This is a genomic window from Oceanicaulis sp. MMSF_3324 (genome assembly GCF_030733545.1).
GTDB lineage: Bacteria > Pseudomonadota > Alphaproteobacteria > Caulobacterales > Maricaulaceae > Oceanicaulis.
This window is the reverse complement of record NZ_JASHIU010000013.1, coordinates 1-21,811: the sequence shown is the minus strand read 5'-3', so window position 1 is coordinate 21,811 and position 21,811 is coordinate 1. Positions and strand designations below refer to the sequence as shown.

The 21,811-nt window shown below is 63.2% G+C and carries 23 protein-coding genes and 2 tRNA genes; 3 read left to right on the top strand and 22 right to left on the bottom strand.

Features of this window, described 5'->3' with window-relative positions; translation table 11 throughout:
- Positions 1-20: 20 nt before the first annotated feature.
- The 13 genes from RBA95_RS12365 to RBA95_RS12305 all read right to left on the bottom strand — a co-directional run bounded on the left by RBA95_RS12365 (position 21) and on the right by RBA95_RS12305 (position 10,225).
- Positions 21-1,745, bottom strand: coding sequence for a Na(+)/H(+) antiporter subunit D (locus RBA95_RS12365; protein WP_306017172.1), 1,725 nt, complete (start codon positions 1,743-1,745; stop codon positions 21-23).
- Positions 1,738-2,055 (bottom strand): hypothetical protein, encoded by a 318-nt coding sequence (locus tag RBA95_RS12360; RefSeq protein ID WP_306017171.1) that lies wholly within the window; start codon positions 2,053-2,055, stop codon positions 1,738-1,740. Before RBA95_RS12360 ends, RBA95_RS12365 begins: the two co-directional genes overlap by 8 nt.
- Positions 2,052-3,521, bottom strand: coding sequence for a proton-conducting transporter membrane subunit (locus RBA95_RS12355; protein WP_306017170.1), 1,470 nt, complete (start codon positions 3,519-3,521; stop codon positions 2,052-2,054). Before RBA95_RS12355 ends, RBA95_RS12360 begins: the two co-directional genes overlap by 4 nt.
- On the bottom strand, positions 3,518-5,044 hold the full coding sequence (locus RBA95_RS12350; protein ID WP_306017169.1) for a monovalent cation/H+ antiporter subunit D family protein: 1,527 nt from the start codon (positions 5,042-5,044) through the stop codon (positions 3,518-3,520). Before RBA95_RS12350 ends, RBA95_RS12355 begins: the two co-directional genes overlap by 4 nt.
- A 3-nt stretch (positions 5,045-5,047) precedes the next feature.
- On the bottom strand, positions 5,048-5,452 hold the full coding sequence (locus RBA95_RS12345) for a cation:proton antiporter subunit C (RefSeq protein WP_306017168.1): 405 nt from the start codon (positions 5,450-5,452) through the stop codon (positions 5,048-5,050).
- A 3-nt stretch (positions 5,453-5,455) separates the two neighbouring features.
- On the bottom strand, positions 5,456-5,902 hold the full coding sequence (locus tag RBA95_RS12340) for a Na(+)/H(+) antiporter subunit B (protein ID WP_306017167.1): 447 nt from the start codon (positions 5,900-5,902) through the stop codon (positions 5,456-5,458).
- A 3-nt stretch (positions 5,903-5,905) separates the two neighbouring features.
- The gene (locus RBA95_RS12335; protein WP_306017166.1) at positions 5,906-6,463 is read right to left on the bottom strand and encodes a DUF4040 domain-containing protein; all 558 of its coding nucleotides are present in this window, start codon (positions 6,461-6,463) and stop codon (positions 5,906-5,908) included.
- Positions 6,460-6,822: a monovalent cation/H(+) antiporter subunit G gene (gene mnhG / locus RBA95_RS12330; protein WP_306017165.1), complete on the bottom strand. Its 363-nt coding sequence runs from the start codon at positions 6,820-6,822 to the stop codon at positions 6,460-6,462. Before mnhG ends, RBA95_RS12335 begins: the two co-directional genes overlap by 4 nt.
- Entirely contained in the window at positions 6,822-7,145 is a 324-nt protein-coding gene (locus RBA95_RS12325; protein ID WP_306017164.1) for a monovalent cation/H+ antiporter complex subunit F, read from the bottom strand. The genes mnhG and RBA95_RS12325 overlap by 1 nt, the downstream gene beginning before the upstream one ends.
- A 2-nt stretch (positions 7,146-7,147) precedes the next feature.
- Positions 7,148-7,669 carry a Na+/H+ antiporter subunit E gene (locus RBA95_RS12320; RefSeq protein WP_306017163.1) on the bottom strand — a complete coding sequence of 174 codons (522 nt, stop codon included), beginning with the start codon at positions 7,667-7,669 and terminating at the stop codon, positions 7,148-7,150.
- Between the two features lie 105 nt (positions 7,670-7,774).
- On the bottom strand, positions 7,775-8,083 hold the full coding sequence (locus RBA95_RS12315; RefSeq protein ID WP_306017162.1) for a DUF190 domain-containing protein: 309 nt from the start codon (positions 8,081-8,083) through the stop codon (positions 7,775-7,777).
- A gap of 3 nt (positions 8,084-8,086) precedes the next feature.
- Positions 8,087-9,067, bottom strand: coding sequence for a sodium-dependent bicarbonate transport family permease (locus RBA95_RS12310; protein WP_306017161.1), 981 nt, complete (start codon positions 9,065-9,067; stop codon positions 8,087-8,089).
- Positions 9,068-9,130: 63 nt separating this feature from the next.
- On the bottom strand, positions 9,131-10,225 hold the full coding sequence (locus RBA95_RS12305) for a DUF2336 domain-containing protein (RefSeq protein ID WP_306017160.1): 1,095 nt from the start codon (positions 10,223-10,225) through the stop codon (positions 9,131-9,133).
- 200 nt (positions 10,226-10,425) lie between these two features.
- Between RBA95_RS12305 and RBA95_RS12300 the strand changes: the two genes are divergently transcribed.
- Both RBA95_RS12300 and RBA95_RS12295 read left to right on the top strand, forming a co-directional pair.
- The gene (locus RBA95_RS12300) at positions 10,426-11,682 is read left to right on the top strand and encodes an MFS transporter (protein ID WP_306017159.1); all 1,257 of its coding nucleotides are present in this window, start codon (positions 10,426-10,428) and stop codon (positions 11,680-11,682) included.
- A gap of 235 nt (positions 11,683-11,917) precedes the next feature.
- Entirely contained in the window at positions 11,918-14,104 is a 2,187-nt protein-coding gene (locus RBA95_RS12295) for a S9 family peptidase (RefSeq protein WP_306017158.1), read from the top strand.
- 72 nt (positions 14,105-14,176) lie between these two features.
- Here the strand turns inward: RBA95_RS12295 and RBA95_RS12290 are convergent, their stop codons facing one another.
- The 9 genes from RBA95_RS12290 to RBA95_RS12250 form a co-directional block, all read right to left on the bottom strand.
- Complete coding sequence (locus RBA95_RS12290; protein WP_306017157.1) at positions 14,177-14,836, bottom strand: energy transducer TonB; 660 nt, start codon at positions 14,834-14,836, stop codon at positions 14,177-14,179.
- A gap of 206 nt (positions 14,837-15,042) precedes the next feature.
- Entirely contained in the window at positions 15,043-16,572 is a 1,530-nt protein-coding gene (locus RBA95_RS12285) for a lipopolysaccharide assembly protein LapB (protein ID WP_306017156.1), read from the bottom strand.
- A gap of 59 nt (positions 16,573-16,631) precedes the next feature.
- Positions 16,632-17,249: an energy transducer TonB gene (locus tag RBA95_RS12280; RefSeq protein WP_306017155.1), complete on the bottom strand. Its 618-nt coding sequence runs from the start codon at positions 17,247-17,249 to the stop codon at positions 16,632-16,634.
- 9 nt (positions 17,250-17,258) lie between these two features.
- A complete protein-coding gene (locus tag RBA95_RS12275; protein WP_306017154.1) occupies positions 17,259-17,660 on the bottom strand; it encodes a biopolymer transporter ExbD in 402 nt (133 codons plus the stop codon).
- 24 nt (positions 17,661-17,684) lie between these two features.
- Positions 17,685-18,095 (bottom strand): biopolymer transporter ExbD, encoded by a 411-nt coding sequence (locus RBA95_RS12270; protein WP_306017153.1) that lies wholly within the window; start codon positions 18,093-18,095, stop codon positions 17,685-17,687.
- Between the two features lie 3 nt (positions 18,096-18,098).
- Positions 18,099-18,620 (bottom strand): MotA/TolQ/ExbB proton channel family protein, encoded by a 522-nt coding sequence (locus tag RBA95_RS12265; RefSeq protein WP_306017152.1) that lies wholly within the window; start codon positions 18,618-18,620, stop codon positions 18,099-18,101.
- 12 nt (positions 18,621-18,632) lie between these two features.
- Positions 18,633-20,030, bottom strand: coding sequence for a MotA/TolQ/ExbB proton channel family protein (locus RBA95_RS12260; protein ID WP_306017151.1), 1,398 nt, complete (start codon positions 20,028-20,030; stop codon positions 18,633-18,635).
- A gap of 21 nt (positions 20,031-20,051) precedes the next feature.
- Complete coding sequence (locus RBA95_RS12255; RefSeq protein ID WP_306017150.1) at positions 20,052-20,813, bottom strand: DUF3450 domain-containing protein; 762 nt, start codon at positions 20,811-20,813, stop codon at positions 20,052-20,054.
- A 571-nt stretch (positions 20,814-21,384) separates the two neighbouring features.
- Positions 21,385-21,459 (bottom strand) — tRNA-Gln (locus RBA95_RS12250).
- A 150-nt stretch (positions 21,460-21,609) separates the two neighbouring features.
- On the opposite strand from RBA95_RS12250, the gene RBA95_RS12245 reads away from it, so the two are divergent.
- Positions 21,610-21,686, top strand: a tRNA-Pro gene (locus tag RBA95_RS12245).
- The last annotated feature ends 125 nt before the right edge of the window (positions 21,687-21,811 follow it).

Below are 21,811 nucleotides of genomic sequence, written 5' to 3'. Positions count from 1 at the left end.
CGCTGATCGCATTCAATGTCCTAGACGGGGGAAAAGTATGCCACCAGAACCACTCCTGCGAGCATAATCGCTGTCCACAGCGCCATCATGCCGGACGGAAATTCCTTGGACAGGGCGCCCGCCGGGCTGAACAGGTTGAACAGACGCAAGCGCACAAAGCTGATGAACGCACCCAGAACCTTGCCGATGGCGTCAAACAGGAGCTGCCCCATGGCCGCACCCCAACGCGCGCTGGCGTCGCCAAAGCGGCGATAGAGCCAGTCCGCATCCAGGATGGTGCGGTCCTCTTTCAGCGGGAACAGCTTGAAGTACAGCGCCAGCCCGAAGACGAGCATCGTGCCCAGCAACAGCTGGCTCTGCCCGTAAACGCTCGCGAGCTTGTAGGGTTTGTAGTCCATGTCATAGGGCAGGATGCCGTAGAGCGCCGGATAGTTCACCCCCAGGAAGACGCACAGGAAGGCGGCCAGCGCCATGCCCAGATGCATGGTCTGGGGCGCTTCCTTCACGCGCAGACCGCGATCCTTACCGAAGAAGGCGAACCAGACGACCTTGAGCGCGCTGATCTCCATCACGCCCGCCGAGGCGTAGACCAGAAGCGTGTAGGCCCAGTCATGGTGCTCGTAATGGGTGGCGGACAGGATCAGCGTCTTGGCCACAAAGCCCGAGAACAGCGGCGCGCCCATCACCGACAAGGCGCCGATAATGGCGAAGAGCGTGGTGATCGGCATGGACTTGTACAGCCCGCCCAGCTCGGTGGCCTTCACCGTGCCCGTGCGCAGGAGCACCGCGCCCAGCACCATGAACATCAGCGCCATGTAGATCACGCCGACAAAGGCGTTCGCCGCCGCGCCGTTGATCGCCAGATAACCGCCTACGCCCACGGCCACGACCATGAAGCCCAGCTGGTTGATCAGCGCATAGGCCAGCGTCTGGCGCAGATCATTGGAGGTGACCACGTAGAAGACGGGGAAGATCGCCATGACGAGGCCGATCACGATCAGCGCCTCCTCGCCTGCGAACCCGCGCGCCAGCGCATAGATGGCGAGCTTGGTGGTGAAGGCGGACAGCACGACCGACCCCACGCCCGTCGCCTTGGGATAGGCGTCCGGAATCCACATGTGCAGGAGCGGAAAGCCCGCTTTCAGGCCGAAGGCGAGCAGGAGGACGATCCCCGCCGCACTGCCGGTTCCGATCGCGTCGAACGCCCAGGAGCCGGTCTGGCTGGCCAGCATGGCCGCTCCGCCCAGCAGCATGACGCCCGAGAGCACCTGGATCGCCAGATAGCGCAGGCCCGCGCGTTGCGCTTCGGGCGTGCCTACCGAGAAGATCAGCGGCGCCGAAGCCAGGGCCGTCAGCTCCCAGAAGAAGAACAGGGTCAGCATATCGCCCGCGAACACCGCGCCGACGGCGGAGCCCGCATAGATCAGCGCGGCGCCATCGGTCATGCGATTGCGCTCATGCAGGGCGTACACCGCATTGATGAAGCTGATGAGAATGAACACCAGCGCCCAGACGCGCGACAGATTGTCGAGGCGGAAGGTCTCCAGCACCACAGGGCCAAGATCCAGCACGCCGTAGACGCCGGTCTCGCCGGTGGCGAACCAGGCGGCGAGCGCGCCGATCGGCCCGAGCAGCATCAGCGCCTTGCGCAATTCAGAGCGCGGAGACGCCCAGGCCAGAAGGCCCGCAAGGATCAGGAACCAGGCCGGCGAAACGCCGTTCAGAATGGACAAGGCGTCAGTCATCCTCGCCCTCCTTCACATCGCCAGCCGCGCGGGCATAGAAATCGCCCGAACGGCTGACCAGCCAGACCAGGCCCCAGCCCAGCAGGATCGCGACCGCCGCCGCCGCCAGCGGCAGCAGCTCGTAAGGGCCGTAGACCTCGGGGTATTTGGACAGGCCGCCGTCATGGATCACGGTCTCGAGCGCGAAACCGGCGACCACCAGAACAGCCAGAACGATCAGGGTGATGAGACCCGCGCGCAGGCTGCTCAGCCCGCTCAGCGGACGCGCAAGCGGATGCACGCCGGATTTGGGATCACGGGGCGCGGTCATGGCGTCATCTCCGTGGTGAAGACAGGCGACAGGAAGTCGATCAGCGGACCGATGGCGAAGAACAGCACCACCGTGCCCAGAGCCGTGATCAGCGGCGCGATCCAGGCGAGCGCCGGCGGCTGGCCGGGCCGCATCGGGCTTTGTTCAGGCTTGGGCTTGAAGAAACCGCGGATCACGATGGGCAGCAGATAGCCGATATTCAGAAGCGTCGAGCCGATCAGCATGACGATCAGCCAGGGCTGACCGCCCGAAGCGGCGCCTTCCATCAGGAAGACCTTCGGCCAGACCCCGCCAAAGGGCGGCACGCCGATAATGGACAACGCGCCGATCAGGAAGGCGGCGAAGGTCACCGGCATGTAATGGCCCAGGCCATTGAGCTGGGAGATCTCGGACTTCTTGGCGCCGGTATAGATGCCGCCCGCCGTCATGAAGAGGGTGATCTTGCCATAGGCGTGCATGACGATCTGAAGCGCCGCGCCCAGCAGCGCCAGCGGGCTCGCGATCATGGCGCCCAGCGTGATGTAGCTGAGCTGGGAGACCGTGGAATAGGCGAGCCGGGCCTTGAGATTGTCCTTGGTGAACGCGAAGACCGAGGCGAGCACGATGGAGCCGCCCGCAATCCAGGCCAGCACATCCGCCGCCGGCAGGGTCTGCATGTAATCGGCGCCGAAAATGTAGACGACAACCTTCAGGATCGAGAACACGCCCGCCTTCACAACCGCCACCGCGTGCAGCAGGGCGGACACGGGCGTCGGCGCGACCATGGCGTTCGGCAGCCAGGGATGGACCGGCATCAGCGCCGCCTTGCCGATCCCGAAGGCGAACAGCACAAGCAGCACAGAACCCGCCGCAGGACCAACGCTGGACATGACGCCGCCGACGGTAAAGTCGGTGGTGCCGGTCAGCGCATAGACCGCGAACACGCCGGGCAGGAACAGGCCGATGGAGGTGGCCAGCAGAATGCCCAGATAGATCGAGGCGCCGCGCTTGGCCTTGGCGTCGCCCTTGTGCGCCACCAGCGGATAGGTCGCCAGCGACAGCGCTTCATAGAAGAAGAACAGGGTCAGCAGGTTGCCCGACAGCGCGATGCCCATGGCCGCGGCGATGGAGATCGTGAAGCAGAAATAGAAGCGGGTCTGATCCTTCTCGTTGTTTCCGCGCATATAGGCGATGGAATACAGCGAGTTGATGATCCACAGACCGCTCGCCACCATGGCGAACATGGCGCCCAGCGGTTCGAGCTTGAATTTCAGCTCCAGCCCCGGCGCCAGGGTGGCGAGCACCAACTCGGGGCGTCCCGCGGAGGCTTCCACGAGATAGGCCACGACGATCGCCAGCGCGATGGCGGTGATCAGGGTGACGGCTTCACGAAGATTGGGCTTGGCGCCCAGCGCCAGCACCCCGGCGCCGCCAATGAGCGGCAGGATCAGGGCGAGCGCGAGGGCCAGTTCAGGGGTCCAGCTCACGGCGCGACTCCGGCGTTAAAGGCTGCGGCGGCGGCCGTCTCAGCCATGTTCACGATCGGCTCGGCATTGACGCCGAACACCAGGTTCATCAGGGCCAGGACCAGAAGCGGCGCCAGGATCATGTAAGGCACGCGCTGCACCGGGCGGCTGGCGCCGTCCGGCCGCGGAGCGACCCACAGATTGACCAGCACGCGGTAGCAATAGAACACCGCCAGCACCGAGCTGATCAGGATGGCGACAACTGCAAAGGCCCAGCCTTTCTGAAGCGCCGCCTGGATGAGGTAGAATTTCGAGACGAAGCCCACCGTGAACGGCACGCCGATCAGGGACAACGCCCCCACGGTGAAGGCCGCCGAACTGACCGGCAGGGCCTGCCCCAACCCTTTGAAGTTCTCGATCCGGCGCACGCCATAGCTGATCGCGAACGCGCCCAGCGCCATGAACAGGGCGCCCTTGATCATGGCGTGGTTGATCAGGTGCAGCACGCCGGCGGACACACCCGCCTGGGTGCCGATCCCCAGCCCGAGCATCATGTAACCCACTTGCGCCACCGAGGAGTATGCCAGCAGTCGGCGCACATCGCTCTGGAACAGGGCCTGGGCAGAGGCGATGATCATCCCTGCAATGGCCAGCGGCGTGATCACATAGGTGAAGCTGTTCAGAACAAAGCCATTGCCGACCGAGAACACGTCAAAGCTGAAGCGGATGATCGCGTAGAACGCCACCTTGGTAGCTGTCGCCGCCAGAAAGACTGTAACGAAGCTGGGCGCATAGGCGTACGCGCCGGGCAGCCACAGATGCAGCGGGAACAGCGCCGCTTTCAGGCCCAGCCCGACCAGGATGAAGGCGAAGCCGATCTCGACCACGCGATTACCGCGCAGCTCCACGAGCTGCACCGCCATGTCAGCCATGTTGAGCGTACCGGTGGACATGTACAGGAACCCGACCCCGATCACGAAGAAGGTCGCTCCGATGGTGCCCATGACCAGATAGTTGAACGAGCTGGTGAGCGCCCGACGGTCATGCCCCGCCCCCATGGCGATCAGCGCATAGGTGGGGATGGAGGAGATCTCCAGGAAGACGAACAAATTGAAGGCGTCGCCTGTGGTCGCCACACCGGCCAGGCCGGCCAGAACCACCAGAAAGGCGGAATAGAACAGGGCGCGCTTATCCTTCTCGATCTCGTCCTCGACGCTGGGCAGTGCGAAGAGCAACGCCAGGATGGCGCTGGCGGACAACAGCATCAGCAAGGCGGCATTCAGACCATCCACGCGAAATTCGATGCCGATCGGCGGAGCCCAATTGCCCAGCGCATAGCTGATGGCCGGCGCATCGCCGCGTGTGGCCAGAAACAGCTCGATCGCGAAGAGGAACGCCGCCACCGACGCCGCCAGCGCAATCGCCCAGGCTGCGCGCCCGGATTTTAGCGCGGCGGCCGGCGCCGACAGGATAAGCGGGATCGCCACCAGCAAGACCGGGGCATGGGCCGCAAGCGCGGCCGGGAGGAATTGACCAACCGTCACGGCTTAAACGCCCTTTTCCAGTTCCAGGGAATAATCGGCCTCGGCCAGCGTATCGTCTTCGATCGAGCCGTAGGCTTCACGGATGCGCACCACCAGCGCCAGCCCCACAGACAGGGTTGCGACCCCCACCACAATGGCGGTCAGGATCAGCACATGGGGCAGCGGATTGGAGTAGATCGCGTTGGGATCCAGCTTGTCATAGGCGAGATCCTTGTAGTCGAAAATCGGCGGCGCGCCGCCGAAGACCTTGCTCACGCTGATATAGAGCAAGAACACCGAGGTCTGGAAAATCGACAGCCCCACCAGGCGCTTGACGAGATTTCCCGTCGCAATCACCGCATACAGGCCCACCATCATCAACACGATGATGACGGCGTAGTTGAACCGTTCCGCAAGCACTTCAAGCATGGCTTACCAGTCCTCGTCAGAGATTTCGGGCGTGCGGCCCGCGAACGCGTAGAAGATCGCGATCATCACGCAGGTCACCGTGGTCAGCACGCCGACTTCCACCGCGATGATGCCGATATGCTGGCCGGTGCCATGCGCGACATCAGGGTGAAACACCGTGTATTCGAGAAACTTGCCGCCCATGATCAGGGAGACAAAGCCGACGCTGGCGTAGATGAAACCACCCAGCGCCATGCCCACGCGCGCCCAGTAGGGCGGGAAGACCTTGCGGGCTTCATCAAGCCCGAAGATGAGCGCGTACAGGATGATGGCGGACGCCAGCACGACGCCGGCCTGGAAGCCGCCGCCCGGCGAGTACTCGCCGTGAAAGTGCACATAGAAGCCATAGACAATGATCAGCGGGATCAGCACCTTGGCGACAACGCGCAGAATGACGTGGGGTGACATCATGGCTTAGTCCTCCTCACGCTTGGAGCCGCCCAGGCCGATCAGCAGGGCCACGCCCAGACCGGCGGCGAAGACCACGAAGACCTCGCCCATGGTGTCAAAGCCCCGATAGCTGGCCAGCACCGCAGTGACGACATTGGGGATGACGATTTGCTCGGCGGTCAGGTCGACATACTCCATGCCCACCCCGGTATTGGCGGGGCTGGCGGCGTCGCCATAGACCGGCATATCGCCCAGAGCGTAGAACAGCCCGGCGCCAGCGGCGATTGTGACCACAGCCGCCGCCGCATGACGGCCGAGGGAGGTCTTGTCCGCTTCGCGTGAGGTCAAAAGCATGGCGCCCAGCAGCAGCACGGTAGAGATGCCCGCGCCCACAGCCGCTTCGGTAAAGCCCACATCCACCGCGTCCAGCGACACGAACCAGGCGGCCGAAATCAGTGAGTAGGCGCCGGTCAGCATGACCACCGCGAACAGATTGCGCAGGCGGATGACCGCAATGCCGATGCACAGCAGCATCGCCATGAAGATGTAGTCAAAATACTGGGTGATGTCAGACGCGCTCATGCCGCCCCTCCATCGTCAGAACCGGCATGGGGGCGATAGCGCGTCAGCAGCGGCTTCAGCCCGGACTTGTAGGCTGCGTTCGCCACGGCGTGGGTGGCGGTGGGGCTGGTCAGGAACACAAACACGCCCAGAAGCGCCAGTTTCACCGTGATCAGTGTAAAGCCGCCCTGGATCATCAGTCCGATGACGATCAGTTCCGCGCCCAGCGTGTCGGTCACGCCGGCGGCGTGCATGCGGGTGTAGAAATCGGGCAGACGAATGACGCCGATGGCGCCCGCCAGCACGAACACCGCGCCGGTGATCACAAAGGCCGCCGAGACAATGTCGAGGCCCAGTGCAATCCAGAAGCCGTAATCCATCAGTCGTCCTCCTCCCCATCGAGGGCGCGGCGCAGGGCCATCTGCGACAGGGCCACATCCAGCGAGCGGTAGCGGAAGAATTTCAGGATCGCGATGGTGGCGATGAAGTTGATCAGCGCATACAGCAGCGCGATGTCGAGGCCGTCGCCCCGGCCCACCATCAGCGAGAACACCGCCAAGAACAGCACCGTCTTGGTGCCGAACGAGTTCACGGCGAGCACGCGGTCATACAGCGTCGGGCCGATGAACAGGCGGCTGATCATCAGCACCATGGAGATGGCCAGCACGATGGCGATGCCGAAATCGAGAACAGGGGTGATCATGATCAGGCCTCTCCTCGCGGCTTCTCGAGCACGTCTTTGCCCTCAACCGCTTCGATGGCGCGACGCTCGATGTCCCGGAAGGCGTCCTGGTCGGCGAATTCCTCGGTCAGCGCATGCACCAGAAAGCCGGTTTCCTCCACCTCGACCGTCACCGTGCCCGGCGTCAGCGTGATGGAGTTGGCGTAGGTGGTGCGCGCCATGTCGGTCTTTGCGGTCACTGCCACCCGGGTCATCACCGGCTTGATGTTCAGGTCCGGCGCCATGGAGATGCGCACGACAGCGATGTTCGCCTTGAAGATCTCCGCGCCCAGCCAGCTCCAGTATTTGAGATAATGCGGCAGGCGGGCGAAGGGGACGGATTCGCCGTCCAGCAGCCCCATCCGCGCAGTCGTCACCAAGGCGACGACAACGGCGAGCACGCCAAAGCCCACAAGAAGCGGTTTGAACCAGTACCCGGACAATAACAGCCAGAGCACGGACAGAACGAGTGCGAGCAAGACGCCGTAAAACAGCCTTGAGGCCACCGATCACCCTCCCTTTTCGCCCCTCATCGGGCAGCGTTGTGTGGGGTTCTAGACCACCCCCAACCGCGTTTTCCAGTGAAACCGGTCGTTAAGACTGGAGTTTCTTCAGAAGCGATCGCCGCGAACGACCTCGACATCATGCGCGTAGATGATGCCGGGATAGCGCGCGAAGAACGGTTCGGCGAGTTCGAACACCTTCTCGGCCGTCTCCGGCTTCATCACCGACAGCACCACCTTCATCTCGGTGGCGTCCAGCACGTCCTCACGCGTCCAGTCCCCGCCCAGACCGCTGCCTTCGCGGCCTTCGATCACGGTGAAACCGGTCACGCCGCACTGCCGGAACAGGTCGATCAGGCGTTTGAGATGAGGCGTCTCGACGATCGCGATGAGTTTCTTTCGAACGGTTCGCGTCATGAATCAGCCTCCAATGATGGCGCGGGCCACCGCCGTATAAAGCGGAATGCCGATCGCCAGGTTGAACGGGAAGGTAATGGCCAGGGACAAGGTCAGATAGACCGACGGGTCCGCATCGGGCAGCGCAATGCGCATGGCTGCAGGCACGGCGATGTAGCTGGCCGAGCCGCCGAGAATCATCAGCGCCGCCGCATCGCCCGCGCCCATGCCGGTCACCAGCGCCAGACCCAGAGCCGCCATGGCGCCAATGGGCGGCATGATAACGCCGAACAGCGCGCCGGGCACGCCCAGCTTCTTTGCGCCCGAGAGCCGCCGCGCCGCGACCAGGCCCATATCGAGCAGGAACAGGCACAGAATGCCCTGGAACAGGTCCACCACAAAGGGTTCGAGCCGGACCATGCCGGGCTCGCCCGAGATCCAGCCGATGAAGAAGGCGCCCATCAACAGCACCACCGAGCCATTGAGCGCCACTTCGCGCACCAGCTCGCCGCGCGCAGACGGATCGGGGCCCTTGCTCGACGCGCCCGCCAGCAGCAGGCCGGTCAGAATGGCGGGCGTTTCCATCAAGGCCAGCACCGCCACCATGTGCCCGGAATAGACCAGCCCCGACAGTTGCAGGAATTCAGAGCCCGCCACGAAGGTCACGACCGAGATCGAACCATAGTGCGCCGCGCTGGCGGCCGCCGTCGTCCGGTCGAGCTGGGTGAAGGCGCGCAACAGCGCATAGGCGACCAGCGGCATGGCGAAGCTCAGGAGCACGCCCGATCCCGCCGCCAGCAACAACTCGGTCGTCAAACCGGCCTTGGAGACTTCCACCCCGCCCTTGAAGCCGATCGCCATCATCAGATAGAGCGCCAGCCCCTTGGCCACGGCCTGGGGAATGTTGAGATCGGATCGCACCACCCCGGCCAGCACGCCCAGGGCGAAGAACAGGACAGCGGGTGAAGTCAGGTTCGCAAGCGCGAGGGAAAGAACGTCGGTCATGGTGCGACAGCTAGACGCACTGGTTCACCGGTTCAAGACTTGTTGCGTGCGCGAAACGCGGTTTCAGCCGGCCCGGGCGGCGCGGGCGATCACCCAGTTCCAGTACCGCAACACGGTCTGCGCCTTGTCCACGCTCATGGTGTCGAACACGCGCACGGCCTGCTCGACCCGGTTGAAGGCGTCCATACGGCCCGAGCCTTCAATCATCGCGGTCAGATGCTCGCGCGACAAACCGGTGGCCTTGGCGAGAATCGCCAGCGGCTCGCCGCCGAAATCATCAATCATCCGGTTCAGAAGATCGCGCTGCACATTGGCCAGCACCGCCGCCTCGGCGCGCAATTCCTCGGTGAACCCGATCTGGGCGGCTCGTTCCACCAGGCCTTCAAGCGAGCCAAAGGGCGTCACCTCGGCGGCTTTCCGGTCGCGCTGGCGGCGATCGATATAGGCCAGCGCTTCGCGAACGGCCGCGTCCGGCGCCGTTTCGCGCGCCGCCAGCGGGAACACGTCCTCGGCGGCGTCCTGAAGGATTTTCCGGGAGGCGGCGAAGCGATCGAGAATCGTGCGGCGCAGCTCATGCGAGACCGACCAGAACAGGGCCAGCGCTTGGGCGGGCCGCAATTCGGGCCGCGGAATCAGAAGCCGGGCGATGGTGTCATGCTCGGCGGCGACCCGGACGATCACATCCATGGTGGAATTGGCGAATCGCACCCCGGTATTGCGCAAGAGCACGCTCATGACCTCGATGTCGGAGCTGGTGCACAGCGCCGCCGCCACCGTTTCGGACACCTGTTCGCGGCGCGCGATTTCCAGCTTGTGCGGGGTCGCGCCGGACTGGGCGATGTCCATCATGTCGAAATCGGACAAGGCCTGGGACTGGCGCAGGATCGGCTCGGCCACCTCGATCTGGTCATGGGCCAGGCGCCGTAACAGGCCGCGCGGCGCATCATGCTGCTGGGCCAGGCGCTTGGCCACTTTCACACGAAGCTCGAGATCGGCGGAGCGCAGCAATTCATCCAGCACATCCGCCACCATCCAGCGCTCCTGCGGGGCGATCTGGCTGGACGGCAGACAGACAATGTCCGCCAGCCTCCGGGTCAGGAGGTCGCGCGCCTTGGGCGGGGCGGGTCTGGGCGGGGCGGCGCTGAGATCTTCGGCCATATCGGGTCGCATCCTGCTGTCGTGGTCTGAGAATGACCGCGAGGGCGTTAAGGAAGCGTCGAGAAGATGAACCGACCGATGCTCCGATCACGGTTCAGTGCTTAAGCCCTTATCAACCTTGTTCTGCCCGTATTTGGGTTGCTAAGGTTCAGTGTGTTCATTCACATAGGCCTTTACCGACGGAAACGACAGGACGACCCGTGGCGCTGAAAAGCCTTCGCAGACTGCGCCGGATAAGACGGGCGCCGCCCTTCAGCGTCTACATGATCGCGGTGTCAGGCTGGTTCTTCAGCTTTGGCCTGCAGACCACCCTGTTTCCGGGCGTGATCAACTACACGCTGAATGAAAGCCCGGACCGGCTGGGCCTGGCGCAGGCCGCCCTCACCGCGCCCATGCTGTTCCTGCTTCCGCTCGCCGGGGTCGTCGCCGAACGTCTGGACCGGCGCTGGGTAATGGGCGGCTTTCACGCCCTCGCCTGTGTGTGCGCCGTGGTTCTGTCCCTCATGCTGTTTCAGAATCTTCTGAGCTATTGGGCCATGATCATCTACGCCCTGCTGGTGGGCGTGGCCGGCGCATTCGTCATGCCGGCCCGCGACAGCGCGGTGAACGCGGTGACCCGCGTCGCCCAGCGTCTGGGGCGCCCCGATTTCACCCTGCAAAAGGCGGTCATTCTCGCCTCGCTGGTTCAGTTCGCCGCCCAGATCCTGGGCATGGGCGCCGGCGTGCTGGCCGGCCGGCTGGGACCGGCGCCGCTTTTCGCCGTGCAGGCGACCGGTCTCGCCATTGGCGGCGCCGCCGCCTTGATGATGCCGCGCCTGCCGCGCCAGAACACGGCCGGAGAAAGCCTGTGGGCGAGCCTGAGAACCGGCGTGCTGGAAGTGCTGCGCTCGCCCATTCTGGCGCCCATGACCCTGATCATGCTGGCGCTGGGCCTGCTGGTGGTCGGCGGCGGCTTCTTTGTCATCATCCCCGTGCTGGTGCGTGACGTCTATGGCGGCGGATACGGCATGCTGGCCCTGTTGCTGGTGGCGTTCTGGATCGGGGCCTTCATCGCGAACGTCCTGCTGGCCCGCGCCGGGGATGTGGACCGGCCCGGCCGCGCCCTGATGATGGCTCAGATGGCCACGGTCGTGACCATGGGCCTGCTGGCCTTTCCCATGCCGCTTTACGCCCTGTTCGGCCTGGTCTTCAGCTGGGGGCTGGGCGGCGGCATCGCCATCTCCCTGTCCCGCGCTGTGGTCCAGGAAAACGCGCCGCCGCGCATGATCGCGCGGGTGATGAGCGTGTATCAGCTGGGCTTGTTCGGCGGCATGCCGCTGGGCGCCTTTGTCATGGGGCATGTGGTCCATGACATCGGACCGCGCTTGTCCGCGCTGATTCCCATGGCCGGGCTGCTTCTGGTGCTGATCTTCGTTTCGCTCACAACGCCGATCCTGCGCCTGCGCCGCTCCGGCTAGAGCGTTATTTTATTACATTTCAGACACACACACTGGACAGCGCTGCAGCTGCGAGAAACACTGCCCCATCAATCTTTTTGGGGAGTCAGACGCAGCGCGCGTCTGGTGAATTATCATCATGACCTTATCTCGATACGGCTCGAAAGCCGCACTGCTCGCCGGGGCGGCCCTCTTGGCCCTGACGGCGTGCAGCCAGCCAGCTTCTGACGGCGCCGCCACCAATACGGAACAGACAATGACTGACACTTCCGCCCAGGATCTTATTGCTCGCGCGCAGACCCTCGAGGCTCCGACGCCCGAGCAGCGCCCCGAAGAGATTGAACAACTGGGCCGCACCCGCACGGACGAGTTCAGCTGGCTGCGTGATGCCAACTGGCAGGAGGTGATGCGCGATCCGTCGGTTCTGCGTCAGGACATTCGCGCGCATCTGGAAGCGGAAAACGCTTATTACAACGAGGTGATGGAGCCGCTGTCCGGCCTTGAGACCCGGATCTATGAAGAGATCCGCGGCCGCATCAAGGAAGACGACGAATCCCCCGCCTCTCGCGACGGTGACTGGTATTATTCCTCGCGCTATCGCGAAGGCGGCCAGTATCCGGTCTTCGTGCGCCGCGCCACCGGCGAGAACGGCGAAATGGCCGGCGAGGAAGTCATCATCTTTGACGGCGACGCCGAAGCCGAGGGCATCGACTATTTCGGCCTGGGCGCGGTCCAGCATTCCCCGGATCACCGGTATCTGGCCTATGCCGTCGATACGGCGGGCTCTGAATTCTATGCGGTGAAGATCCGCGATCTCGAAACCGGCGAAGACATCGCCACCCTTACCGATGAGGGCTATGGCTCCATCGTCTGGGCCAATGACAGCGAAACCATCTACTGGGTCTGGCGCGACGAGAACAACCGCCCGCGCCGCGTCTATCGTCAGAACATCAATTCGGACGAGCCCGAGCTGATCTACGAAGAAACCGATCCGGGTTACTTCCTCGGCGTGGGCAAGACCGATGGCGACAGCTGGATCGTGCTGTCCGCCAATGACCACACCACCAGCGAAATGCGCGTCTTCGACGCCAATGACCCGAATGCCGAGCCGATCCTGGTCTCCGAGCGCGAACCGGGCGTGGAATACTCGCTGACCGAAGCGGGCGGCCGCCTGTTCGTGCGCACCAACCTTGATGACGCCGTGGACTTCCAGATCATGGAAGCCCCGCTCGACGATCCGCGCCGCGCGAACTGGACCCCGCTGATCGAGCACCGTCCCGGCGTTCTGGTGAACGGGTTGATGGGCTTTGAGAACTGGCTGGTCCGGTCCGAGCGCGCCAACGCCCTGCCCCGCATCATCGTGCGCGATCTGCGGTCAGGCGAAGAGCACGAGATCGCCTTTGGCGAAGAGGCATACGCGCTGGGCATGGATGGCGGCTATGAATACGCCACCGACCAGATGCGCTTCTCCTATGAGAGCCCGTCCACGCCGGAACAGACCTATGACTATGACATGGGCACGCGCGAGCGCACCCTGATCAAGGAACAGGAAGTGCCCTCCGGCCATAACGCCGATGACTATGTGGTGCGCCGCATCCAGGCCACGGCGCGCGACGGCGCCAGCGTGCCGGTGACGATCCTGTATCACCGCGACACCCCGATCGACGGCACGGCGCCGCTGCTGCTGTATGGCTATGGCTCTTACGGCATCACCATTCCGGCCAGCTTCTCGGTCTCGCGCCTGTCTCTGGTGGATCGCGGCATGGTCTACGCCATCGCCCATATCCGCGGCGGCATGTCGAAGGGCTATCAATGGTATCTGGACGGCAAGCTCGACCAGAAAATCAACACCTTCAACGATTTCGTGGATTCCGGCCGCGCCCTGATCGATGAGGGGTACACCTCCGAAGGCCAGATGGTGGCCATGGGCGGCTCCGCTGGCGGTCTTCTGGTCGGCGCCACTATCAACCAGGCGCCCGAACTGTTCGCCGGCGCCATTGGCGCGGTGCCCTTCGTGGATGTGTTGACCACCATGTCCGATGAGAGCCTGCCGCTGACCCCGCCGGAATGGCCCGAATGGGGCAACCCGATCACTGACGAAGCGGCGTATGACTATATCGCCTCCTACAGCCCCTATGATCAGGTGAGCGCACAGGATTACCCGCATGTGCTCGCCACGGCGGGCCTGACCGATCCGCGCGTGACCTATTGGGAGCCGGCGAAATGGGCGGCGCGTCTGCGCACCCGCCGCAGCGATGACGGGCTCACGCTTCTGCGCACCAATATGGGCGCGGGCCATGGCGGCGCCTCGGGCCGGTTTGATTCCCTGCGCGAAACCGCAGAGGAATACGCCTTCGCGCTGATGACCGTGGGACTGGCGGATGGCGAAGCCGCCGAAGCCGCGTCTGAGGCCTCTGAGAGCGCCGAGGACGGCGCCAACTAGGCCTGACCAAGCTGGGTCAAACAAACGGCGCGGGAGCCTCTCCCGCGCCGTTTTTTTCTGTCTGTTTGCCGCCTAGTCCTCGACACTGAACACCAGCGTCGTTTCAACGCCCCGATTGACCACACGGTTGGGATCTTCGCCCTGAACCGTCTGGTGACGCCAGCGTTCCACCGCCGCCAGGCTGGCGCGGGCGAACCCGGTGGTGTCACACCGTACGGCCTGCAGGTTCACCGTGCGGCCCGATGCGAGAATGTCGTAGCGGATGGTGCATTGGCCGCTAATGCCGCGCTGGTGCTCCCGGCTCGGATAGACGGGCGGTATGCGGACAGACACTGGTGAGGGCGCCAGCACCACGGTGTTCGTCCCGTTGCCGATCTCGGGCTCTGGCGTCACAGGCGATGGCGTGAACACCGCGCCGCCTTCAGAGGGCAAGGCCTGAGGGTCGACGGGCGTGACCGCCGAATAGGGCGGCGGCGTCACCGCTTCAGGCTGAGGCGGCGTGCGCGGCGTCAGCTGTTCGTCAGGGACATATTCGTTCATGACAACGGGTTCTCGCTCCCTGACTTCTGGCAGCGAGATGACCTCGACCCGGATCAGCACCTGCATCAGCAGGAACAATGCGAATGTGATGATGACGGCCACGCTGGCGGCGGTGCCCCATCGCGCGGCGGCGGACACGGCCCCTCTGGACGGCGGGACGGCGGATACAGGCGAAGCAGGCAAGGCGGTCATAATGCACTCCCCGAGTTGGGCGGGGCGCCGTTTAGGTTCTGCCCCGCAAACATTGCGAGGCTGTAATCTGAATAAGGCCAAAACCGGACAAGTTCGCGTTTAAAGCGAGGCGACCTTTTAGACTTTCGTCTGGAGAGAGGCTGAACACAGACAAAGAAAAACCCCGGCGCAAGCGCCGGGGTTTTCCAGTCTGGTTTGATTGCGTCTTAGCCTTCAGCCGCCGCAGCGTCAGCCTCACGCTGCGCCTGAGCTTCTTCGGCTTCCGCATCGGTCATGCCCGCTTCGCGGATCTGTTCGCCGTAGATGTTGTAGTACGGCTCACAGCGTTCCGGGATCGATTCAAACCGCACGCGGCCTTCATCATCCACAGAACCGGTCAGAACGATCTGACGACGCTCGGCTTCCAGGGTCAGGCGGCATTCGTCGATGACGATCTGCTCTTGCTGAACCCGGCGACGTTCCTCGCCTTCGATCTGCGCGGTGATCCAGCGGATCCAGCCATTGGAGCTGGAGCGCGTGGACGGGTAACGCGCGCCTTCACGGAAGGCGTTGAGCGCGCCCTGGCGGTTGCCCTGGCGGAAACGCGACGTACCCAGCAATTCCCAGGCTTTGCCCGTATCGCTGAGGCCGCCACGATCAATGGCCGTCTGGAACGCGTCTTCCGCTGCTGCGAAGTTGTTCAGCGAGAAGTTCGCTTCAGCCAGACGCAGGGCCGTCTCACCGCTGCCCTGCAGCTCAGACAGGCGTTCGAGCACCGGAATGGCGCGTTCGAACTCCGAAGCCTGACGCCACATATTGGCCAGCAGTTCCAGATTGTCCTGGTCGACCTCAACACGGCCCGCATTCATCTCACGCTGCAGAATGGAAGCGCCGCGGAACGGGTTCTCGAAGAAGCTGTAGTACTGCACCAGACGGATCAGTTCGTTCTCTTCCTGGAACAAACCGTTCAGGTACATCAGCTTGTTGGCTTCGAACGCCATGCTGGCGTTATCCTGCTGCGCATACAGCGCAATCAGGTTCTGCCAGGCCTGACGAGCCCCCGGATACGCGGACAGATACTCCCGGATCACCCGCAGCTGGTCGCTGGTGCGATCCAGTTGCTGGTAGAAGTAGAACATCAGGTTGAAGTCCTGCTCCGTCTTGTCGGGCGTATTGTTGTAGAAGATCTCCGCATACCGCACGCCATCAGCCAGGCGCTCGGCCTGCAGATAAGCCTGGGCCACCGTTTTCGCGAAGCTCGGCGTCAGTTCAGCGCCCGCCTGAATGGCGAGTTCGAACTGACGGATCGCCTGGTCCACATTTTCCTGGACCAGGTAGAGCTGCCCCAGAGCCGTGCGGAGCGAAACGGTTTCATCCGTCGTCGTCACACCGGTGTCCAGTGCGCCCTGGAAGTCGCGGATCGCCAGATCCAGACGATCTTCCTGGAAGTAGGCGCGAGCCCGCAGCTGGAGCACCACGAACCGCTCATACGGGCTGAGGTTATCCCGGCCCGCCAGCTCGTTCATGATCTGAAGAACGCAGTTGATGTCGTCCGCTTCCTGGCACTCCTGTGCAGCGAGCACCTGCTCGCCCACGGCAGACGTCAGAACGCGGCCTTCGACTTGTTCTTCATCATTGTCACGACGGCGTTGCGCTTCGGAAGGCGCAGCAATCGCGAGGGCCAGAAGGCCGGCAATGGCGGCGACGCCCACAGACCGGACCAAGCTGGCGGGGTTGAAAGTCTCGTTCAGAGTCATTGTCTCTCTCCCGATGTCGGCGCACCGCGCTCAAATCTGAGTACGGTGCGCCGCACTGCTTAGTCGGCCAGCTGGTAATCGAGGCGCGTTTGCACGCCGCGACGCCAGACAGCGTTGCCGTTCTCGATCTTCGGCTCGTACCGCCAGCGTTCCACGGCCCGGATGGAGGAGCGTTCGAACAGCGAGCTGGAGCAATCCAGCGCCACAATGTTCGTCGGCGTCCCGTCCGGGGTCACGTCGAATTGCATCAGGCAGTACCCTTCCGTGCCGCGTTCAGCCGCCCGGGGCGGATATTGCGGCGGGATGCGGACCATCGGTTGGGCGTCACGGTCGGACACGTCAAAGCTGACGTCGCCGCTGCCCAGGTCCGGAGCGTCGAATTCGGGAATCTCACCCGCAATGGTGTTCATGTCCTCGGCCGGAGCCTCGGCCACCTGCCGCTCGATCTGAGGCGGCGGGGGCGGAGGTTCGACGTCGTTCACGTCATCCATCGTCACTTCACGCTGACGGACCTGAAGATCTTCCACTTCCTCGGAAATGGAGATCGCCAGCTCGTCACGGGCCTCTTCCAGCTCGACTTCGTCGGTCAGGATCAGGCGCATCATCAGCATGAAGAGCAGAAAGGTGATCACGGCTGCGATAGGCAGACCGACGATCAGGCGAATTAAGCTAGCCATCGCGTCCCCCTAGTCTTCAACCGAGATTTTGACGGGAATCTCCATGTCCATGAGCAATTCCTGGACGTCGAGAACCGTGCCGGCCGGCGCGCCAAGATCACCCTGGATCATGGCTTCGGCGCGGGGATTCTCTTCCCGGAGTTGTTCAAGGACGTTACGAAGCTGCGCGAGCTCGTAAACATTCCCATCCACGTAGATTTCGTCATTGGCCGTCACGGCCACGAGCAGGGTCGGTTTCTCACGTTCCTGAAGCTGAGTTTCAGGACGCACGATTTCGACACCTGGCTCCTTAACGAACACGGCTGTCACGATGAAGAAGATCAGCAGGATGAACACGACGTCGAGCATCGGCGTCATGTCCAGCTGGACATCTTCGTCATCTTGCAGCACGCGGCTTTGTCGGCGAGCCATTGGCTTGTCTCCTCTCCCGGTCCTTTAACTCTCGCTGTTTTCAGCGCGAGTGATTGAAACGGGAATGCTGTTCGCCTTCATCTCATCCCAGAGCAGGACGATGGTGCCGTGTTCGGCCTCGTCAGCCACTTCGATCAGCACAGCTGAATCGGGCTGCTCGGCGCGAATGCGTGACACGGCGGCCAGCACGCGAAGTTCGCTGGTGGCCTCCTGGTTCACGAACACACGGTTCTCGTCCGTCACCTGAACAAGAATCACCGGGTTAGGCTCGGTGTTCTCGTTGTCCGACGGGGGCGGAGGCCGCATATCGACCCCCTGCTCCTGCAGGAATGTGGCGGTGACGATGAAGAAGATGAGCAGGATGAAGACGATATCCAGCATCGGCGTCATATCGACGTCGGCGTTATCGTTTCCGCGTTTTACTCGTCTACGCATGGCCTAGTCCACCTCCAGCTCGTCTGCGAGTTCATGGACCTTTTGTTTGGCCATGCGATCGATCTGGTTGGAGAAAAGCAGTCCGGACAAGGAAGCAACCATGCCGGCCATGGTCGGAATGGTGGCGCGAGCCACCCCCGATGACATGGCGCGAGCATCGGACGAACCGGAGATCGACATCACGTCGAACACCGAGATCATCCCGGTCACCGTGCCCAGCAGACCAAAGAGGGGAGCGACCGCGACGAGAGTCTTGATCAGTTCCACATTCTGGTCGGCCTTGGCCTTCACTTCGCTAATGAGCTGATCCCGGATGGCGTGGGCGTGCCAGGAATGATGGTCGCTACGCGCCCCCCATTCCTGCCTTGCCCGATCGGCCGCACCCTTATGGGCGAAACCGAAATACGCCAGACGTTCCAGGATAAACGCCCACATCACGAAGGTCAGGGCCATGATCCAGGTCAGGATCGGACCACCGCGTTCCAGGAATTCCTGGAGACCTGTGAGGGCGCCTGAGATATCCATAGGTCTGTTTCCTTAACCTGCGGATTTCTCTTCGGCGTGACGGGCGATAATGCCCGCTGCTTGTTCTTCCAGAGCGCTCTGCGCGCCGCGTGCGAAGCTGGCGGCGAACGAGTGGATGAACAGGAGCGGGATCGCCGCGATCAGACCGGACACCGTGGTCACCAGGGCTTCGGAAATACCGCCTGCCATGATGGTCGGGTCGCCCGTACCGAAGAGCGTGATCTGGGTGAAGGTCCGGATCATGCCGGTCACGGTGCCGAGCAGACCCAGCAGCGGAGCCACGGCAGCCGCCAGCTTGATGAAGTTCAGACCGAATTCGAGCTTCGGAGTCTCGCGAAGGATCGCTTCGTCGATTTTCAGCTCGATGGTTTCGGTCGGACGGTCCTTGACCTCTTCATACGCCAGCATGATGCGGCCCAGCGGGTTGGAGTTCGACGCGGTCGAACGACGCTTCTGGGCGTTGATGGCGGAGTTGGTCAGCAGCAGGCTCACCAGACGGAAGAGACCGAACAGGGACGAGAAGATCAGCAGAGCCGCGATGATCTTGGCGACAATGCCGCCTTGCTCGAAGCGCTCGGACAGGCTCGGCACGTCACGATAGATGCGCAGCAGCGCGCCACGGGACGGGTCGACCGGACCCGAGACGATCTCGCCCGGCTCGGCGTTGATCAGGTTGGAGGCCGCGCTCAGCAGACGTGACGGAGGCTGACGCTCCAAGTTCGCCAGGCGATAGCCGGCCGCAGCGTTGTTCTCGTCGGAAGTCCACTGCACGAAGAGCGGGCCGCCGTCATTGGCCATGGCGATGAACGGACCCACGCGGGTGACCGGCACCGGCTGGCCTTCGTTCAGGCCCAGCACGCGGGCGTTGAAGGTGGTGACTTCAGCCTGGCCTTCCATTTCGCTCAGAACGGTCTGCCAGATGGAGTCCAGCTCGTAGCGTTCCGGCAGGGTGCGGCTCTGGGCCAGTTCCTGCAGCGGCTCGGCGCGGCCCGGATACTGGGCGGAGACCAGAGACGCCTGGATGGTGGAGCCGAATTCGCCGGCGGCCTGACGCGCAGCGCCGAACAGCTCACCGAATGCGCCCTGGGCTTCACGCAGCTGGGCGTCCAGCTCGGCGATCTGCTGGTCGTTCTCTTCGAACTGGGCCTGCAGACGCTCGGACTGGGCTTCCAGGGACGCCAGTTCGTTGCGGGCCTGGCTCAGCAGAGCGGCCTGACGGTCGCGCTCGGAGCGGAACTCCTGCAGGCGACGCTGGTTCTCAGCTTGCGCATCGCGGCTGTCCTCACGGACGCGCTCAAGCAGCTGGTTGATGGAGGTGACCGGTTCGCGGTCGGCTTGTGCGAAGGCCGGAGCCGACGCCGCACCGGCGATCAGCGAGACGGCCGCAATCGAGGTAAGAATGCGTTTCATCGTAAGAATCTCCCGTCTCACTTACTGTGCCGTCGGGCCCGGCAGCGGGGCCTCGAAGACTTCCGGGGTGGTCACTTCGTTCGCGATCCGGAAGGCGCGCTGAACGTTGGACGACATGGAGGACGGAACCGGACGCCAGGTCTGGTTGTCATGAGTCATGATGGCGAGATCGCTGCCGACCTGACGGATCATGGCCACGCGGCCGATTTGCAGGATGTTGGCTTCCTGCGGCACGCCGTCGATCATGACTTCTTCCGAATAGGCGTTCAGCGAACGGCCATAGGCGGATTCAATCTCGAAAGCGTTCAGCAGCAGGCGATACTTCTCGGCCGGGGACACGTCGGCCTGACCCAGAACTTCGCGGATGTTGTCCAGGCGCTCGTTGCGCTGGTCCATGCGGAACGGCAGGTCAGACGAGATGAAGTCTTCCAGCTCGTTGAACATCTGCAGCATCATCGGGGCGAGATCGACTTCGATGTTGCCCACGCGCTCGAGCTGGCTTTGAAGGCCGGCGAGCTCGTTTTCCTGCGAGCGCAGGAACACGTTCTGCTGCGCGATGAAGACGCGCTGAGATTCGATCTGCTCGCGAACCGCCAGATATTCACGCTCCGCGTTATCGGCGGCGTCGGCCAGATCGTTGATTTGCTCTTGAGCCTGAGCGCCGTCCTGAGTGGACTGACGCGCCACTTCAAGCGCCCGGTCGAGCTGCGCATGCGCAGCGCCCGCAACGACGAGCGCGGCGGCGCTCGCCGCAAGCGTCGTGCGGATTCCTTTGAACGTCATGGACATATTTTGCCTCACAGTAGCCGGCGCGATCACAATGACTGCGCGCTCCGTTTCCCTCGCTTAATCGGTGCGCCGATCGTCTCCGCGACGGCATCGGCCCCCCAAAACACAAATACCGCGGCGCACCGCGCGATGACGCCTGTGCATCAGGCGTCAATAAACAAGTAAACGAGACCGACGTCACAGGACGTCGCCCTCCTAAGGTTACGCGGCGTGGTCCGCCGTCTCTATAGTTTGGAGGAACGCTAGCACCGGCTGAGTTCGCCGATCAACCGCTCAAACACGAAGAGCCTGCTTGAAAGAGCGGCGGTTAGGGCTTCGAGCGGGGAGACGTTATGAGATTAAAACCGGACGCCGCATTACCGGATCGTCAGAAATAGCATGTGAATCAAAGCCAATTTGCCGCAGGCATCGCAAAAGCGGGCCGCGACGCAGCCGCGTTTGAATCGTCTGCGATATTAACTGCAATTGGTGATGTGGGAGGCTTTAAGCCTGTTCGCGTGGCTCAAACGCAACGCGATCACGCCGTGTTCAAGCGCTCAAGACTCATGCATCGCAGGAGAAAAGTTGGCTGGGGCGCCAGGATTCGAACCTGGGAATGGCGGTACCAAAAACCGCTGCCTTACCACTTGGCGACGCCCCAACCGTGTGACCGCTTGGTCACGGGCCGCGGTATGTATCCCGGCTTTTCGCAGGATGCAACGGCTCTGCTGCACTTTCATCAGCTGCAATCCAGCTGCGAAGATATCATTGCCTTTTTCGGGGGCTTCGGTCTATAAGCCCGGCCTCGGTTCGGAGTATAGCTCAGCCTGGTAGAGCACTGTCTTCGGGAGGCAGGGGTCGCAGGTTCAAATCCTGCTACTCCGACCATGATTTTCCCGCCCTGTTTACAGGACATGCGCGCCCTCCCCTCGGAAGGCGCGTTTTTGTTTGTCGGCCCCTGTGAGTCGCCTGCGCGCCACACTGGTCCGGCAACCGACCGCCCCCTTCCCGCC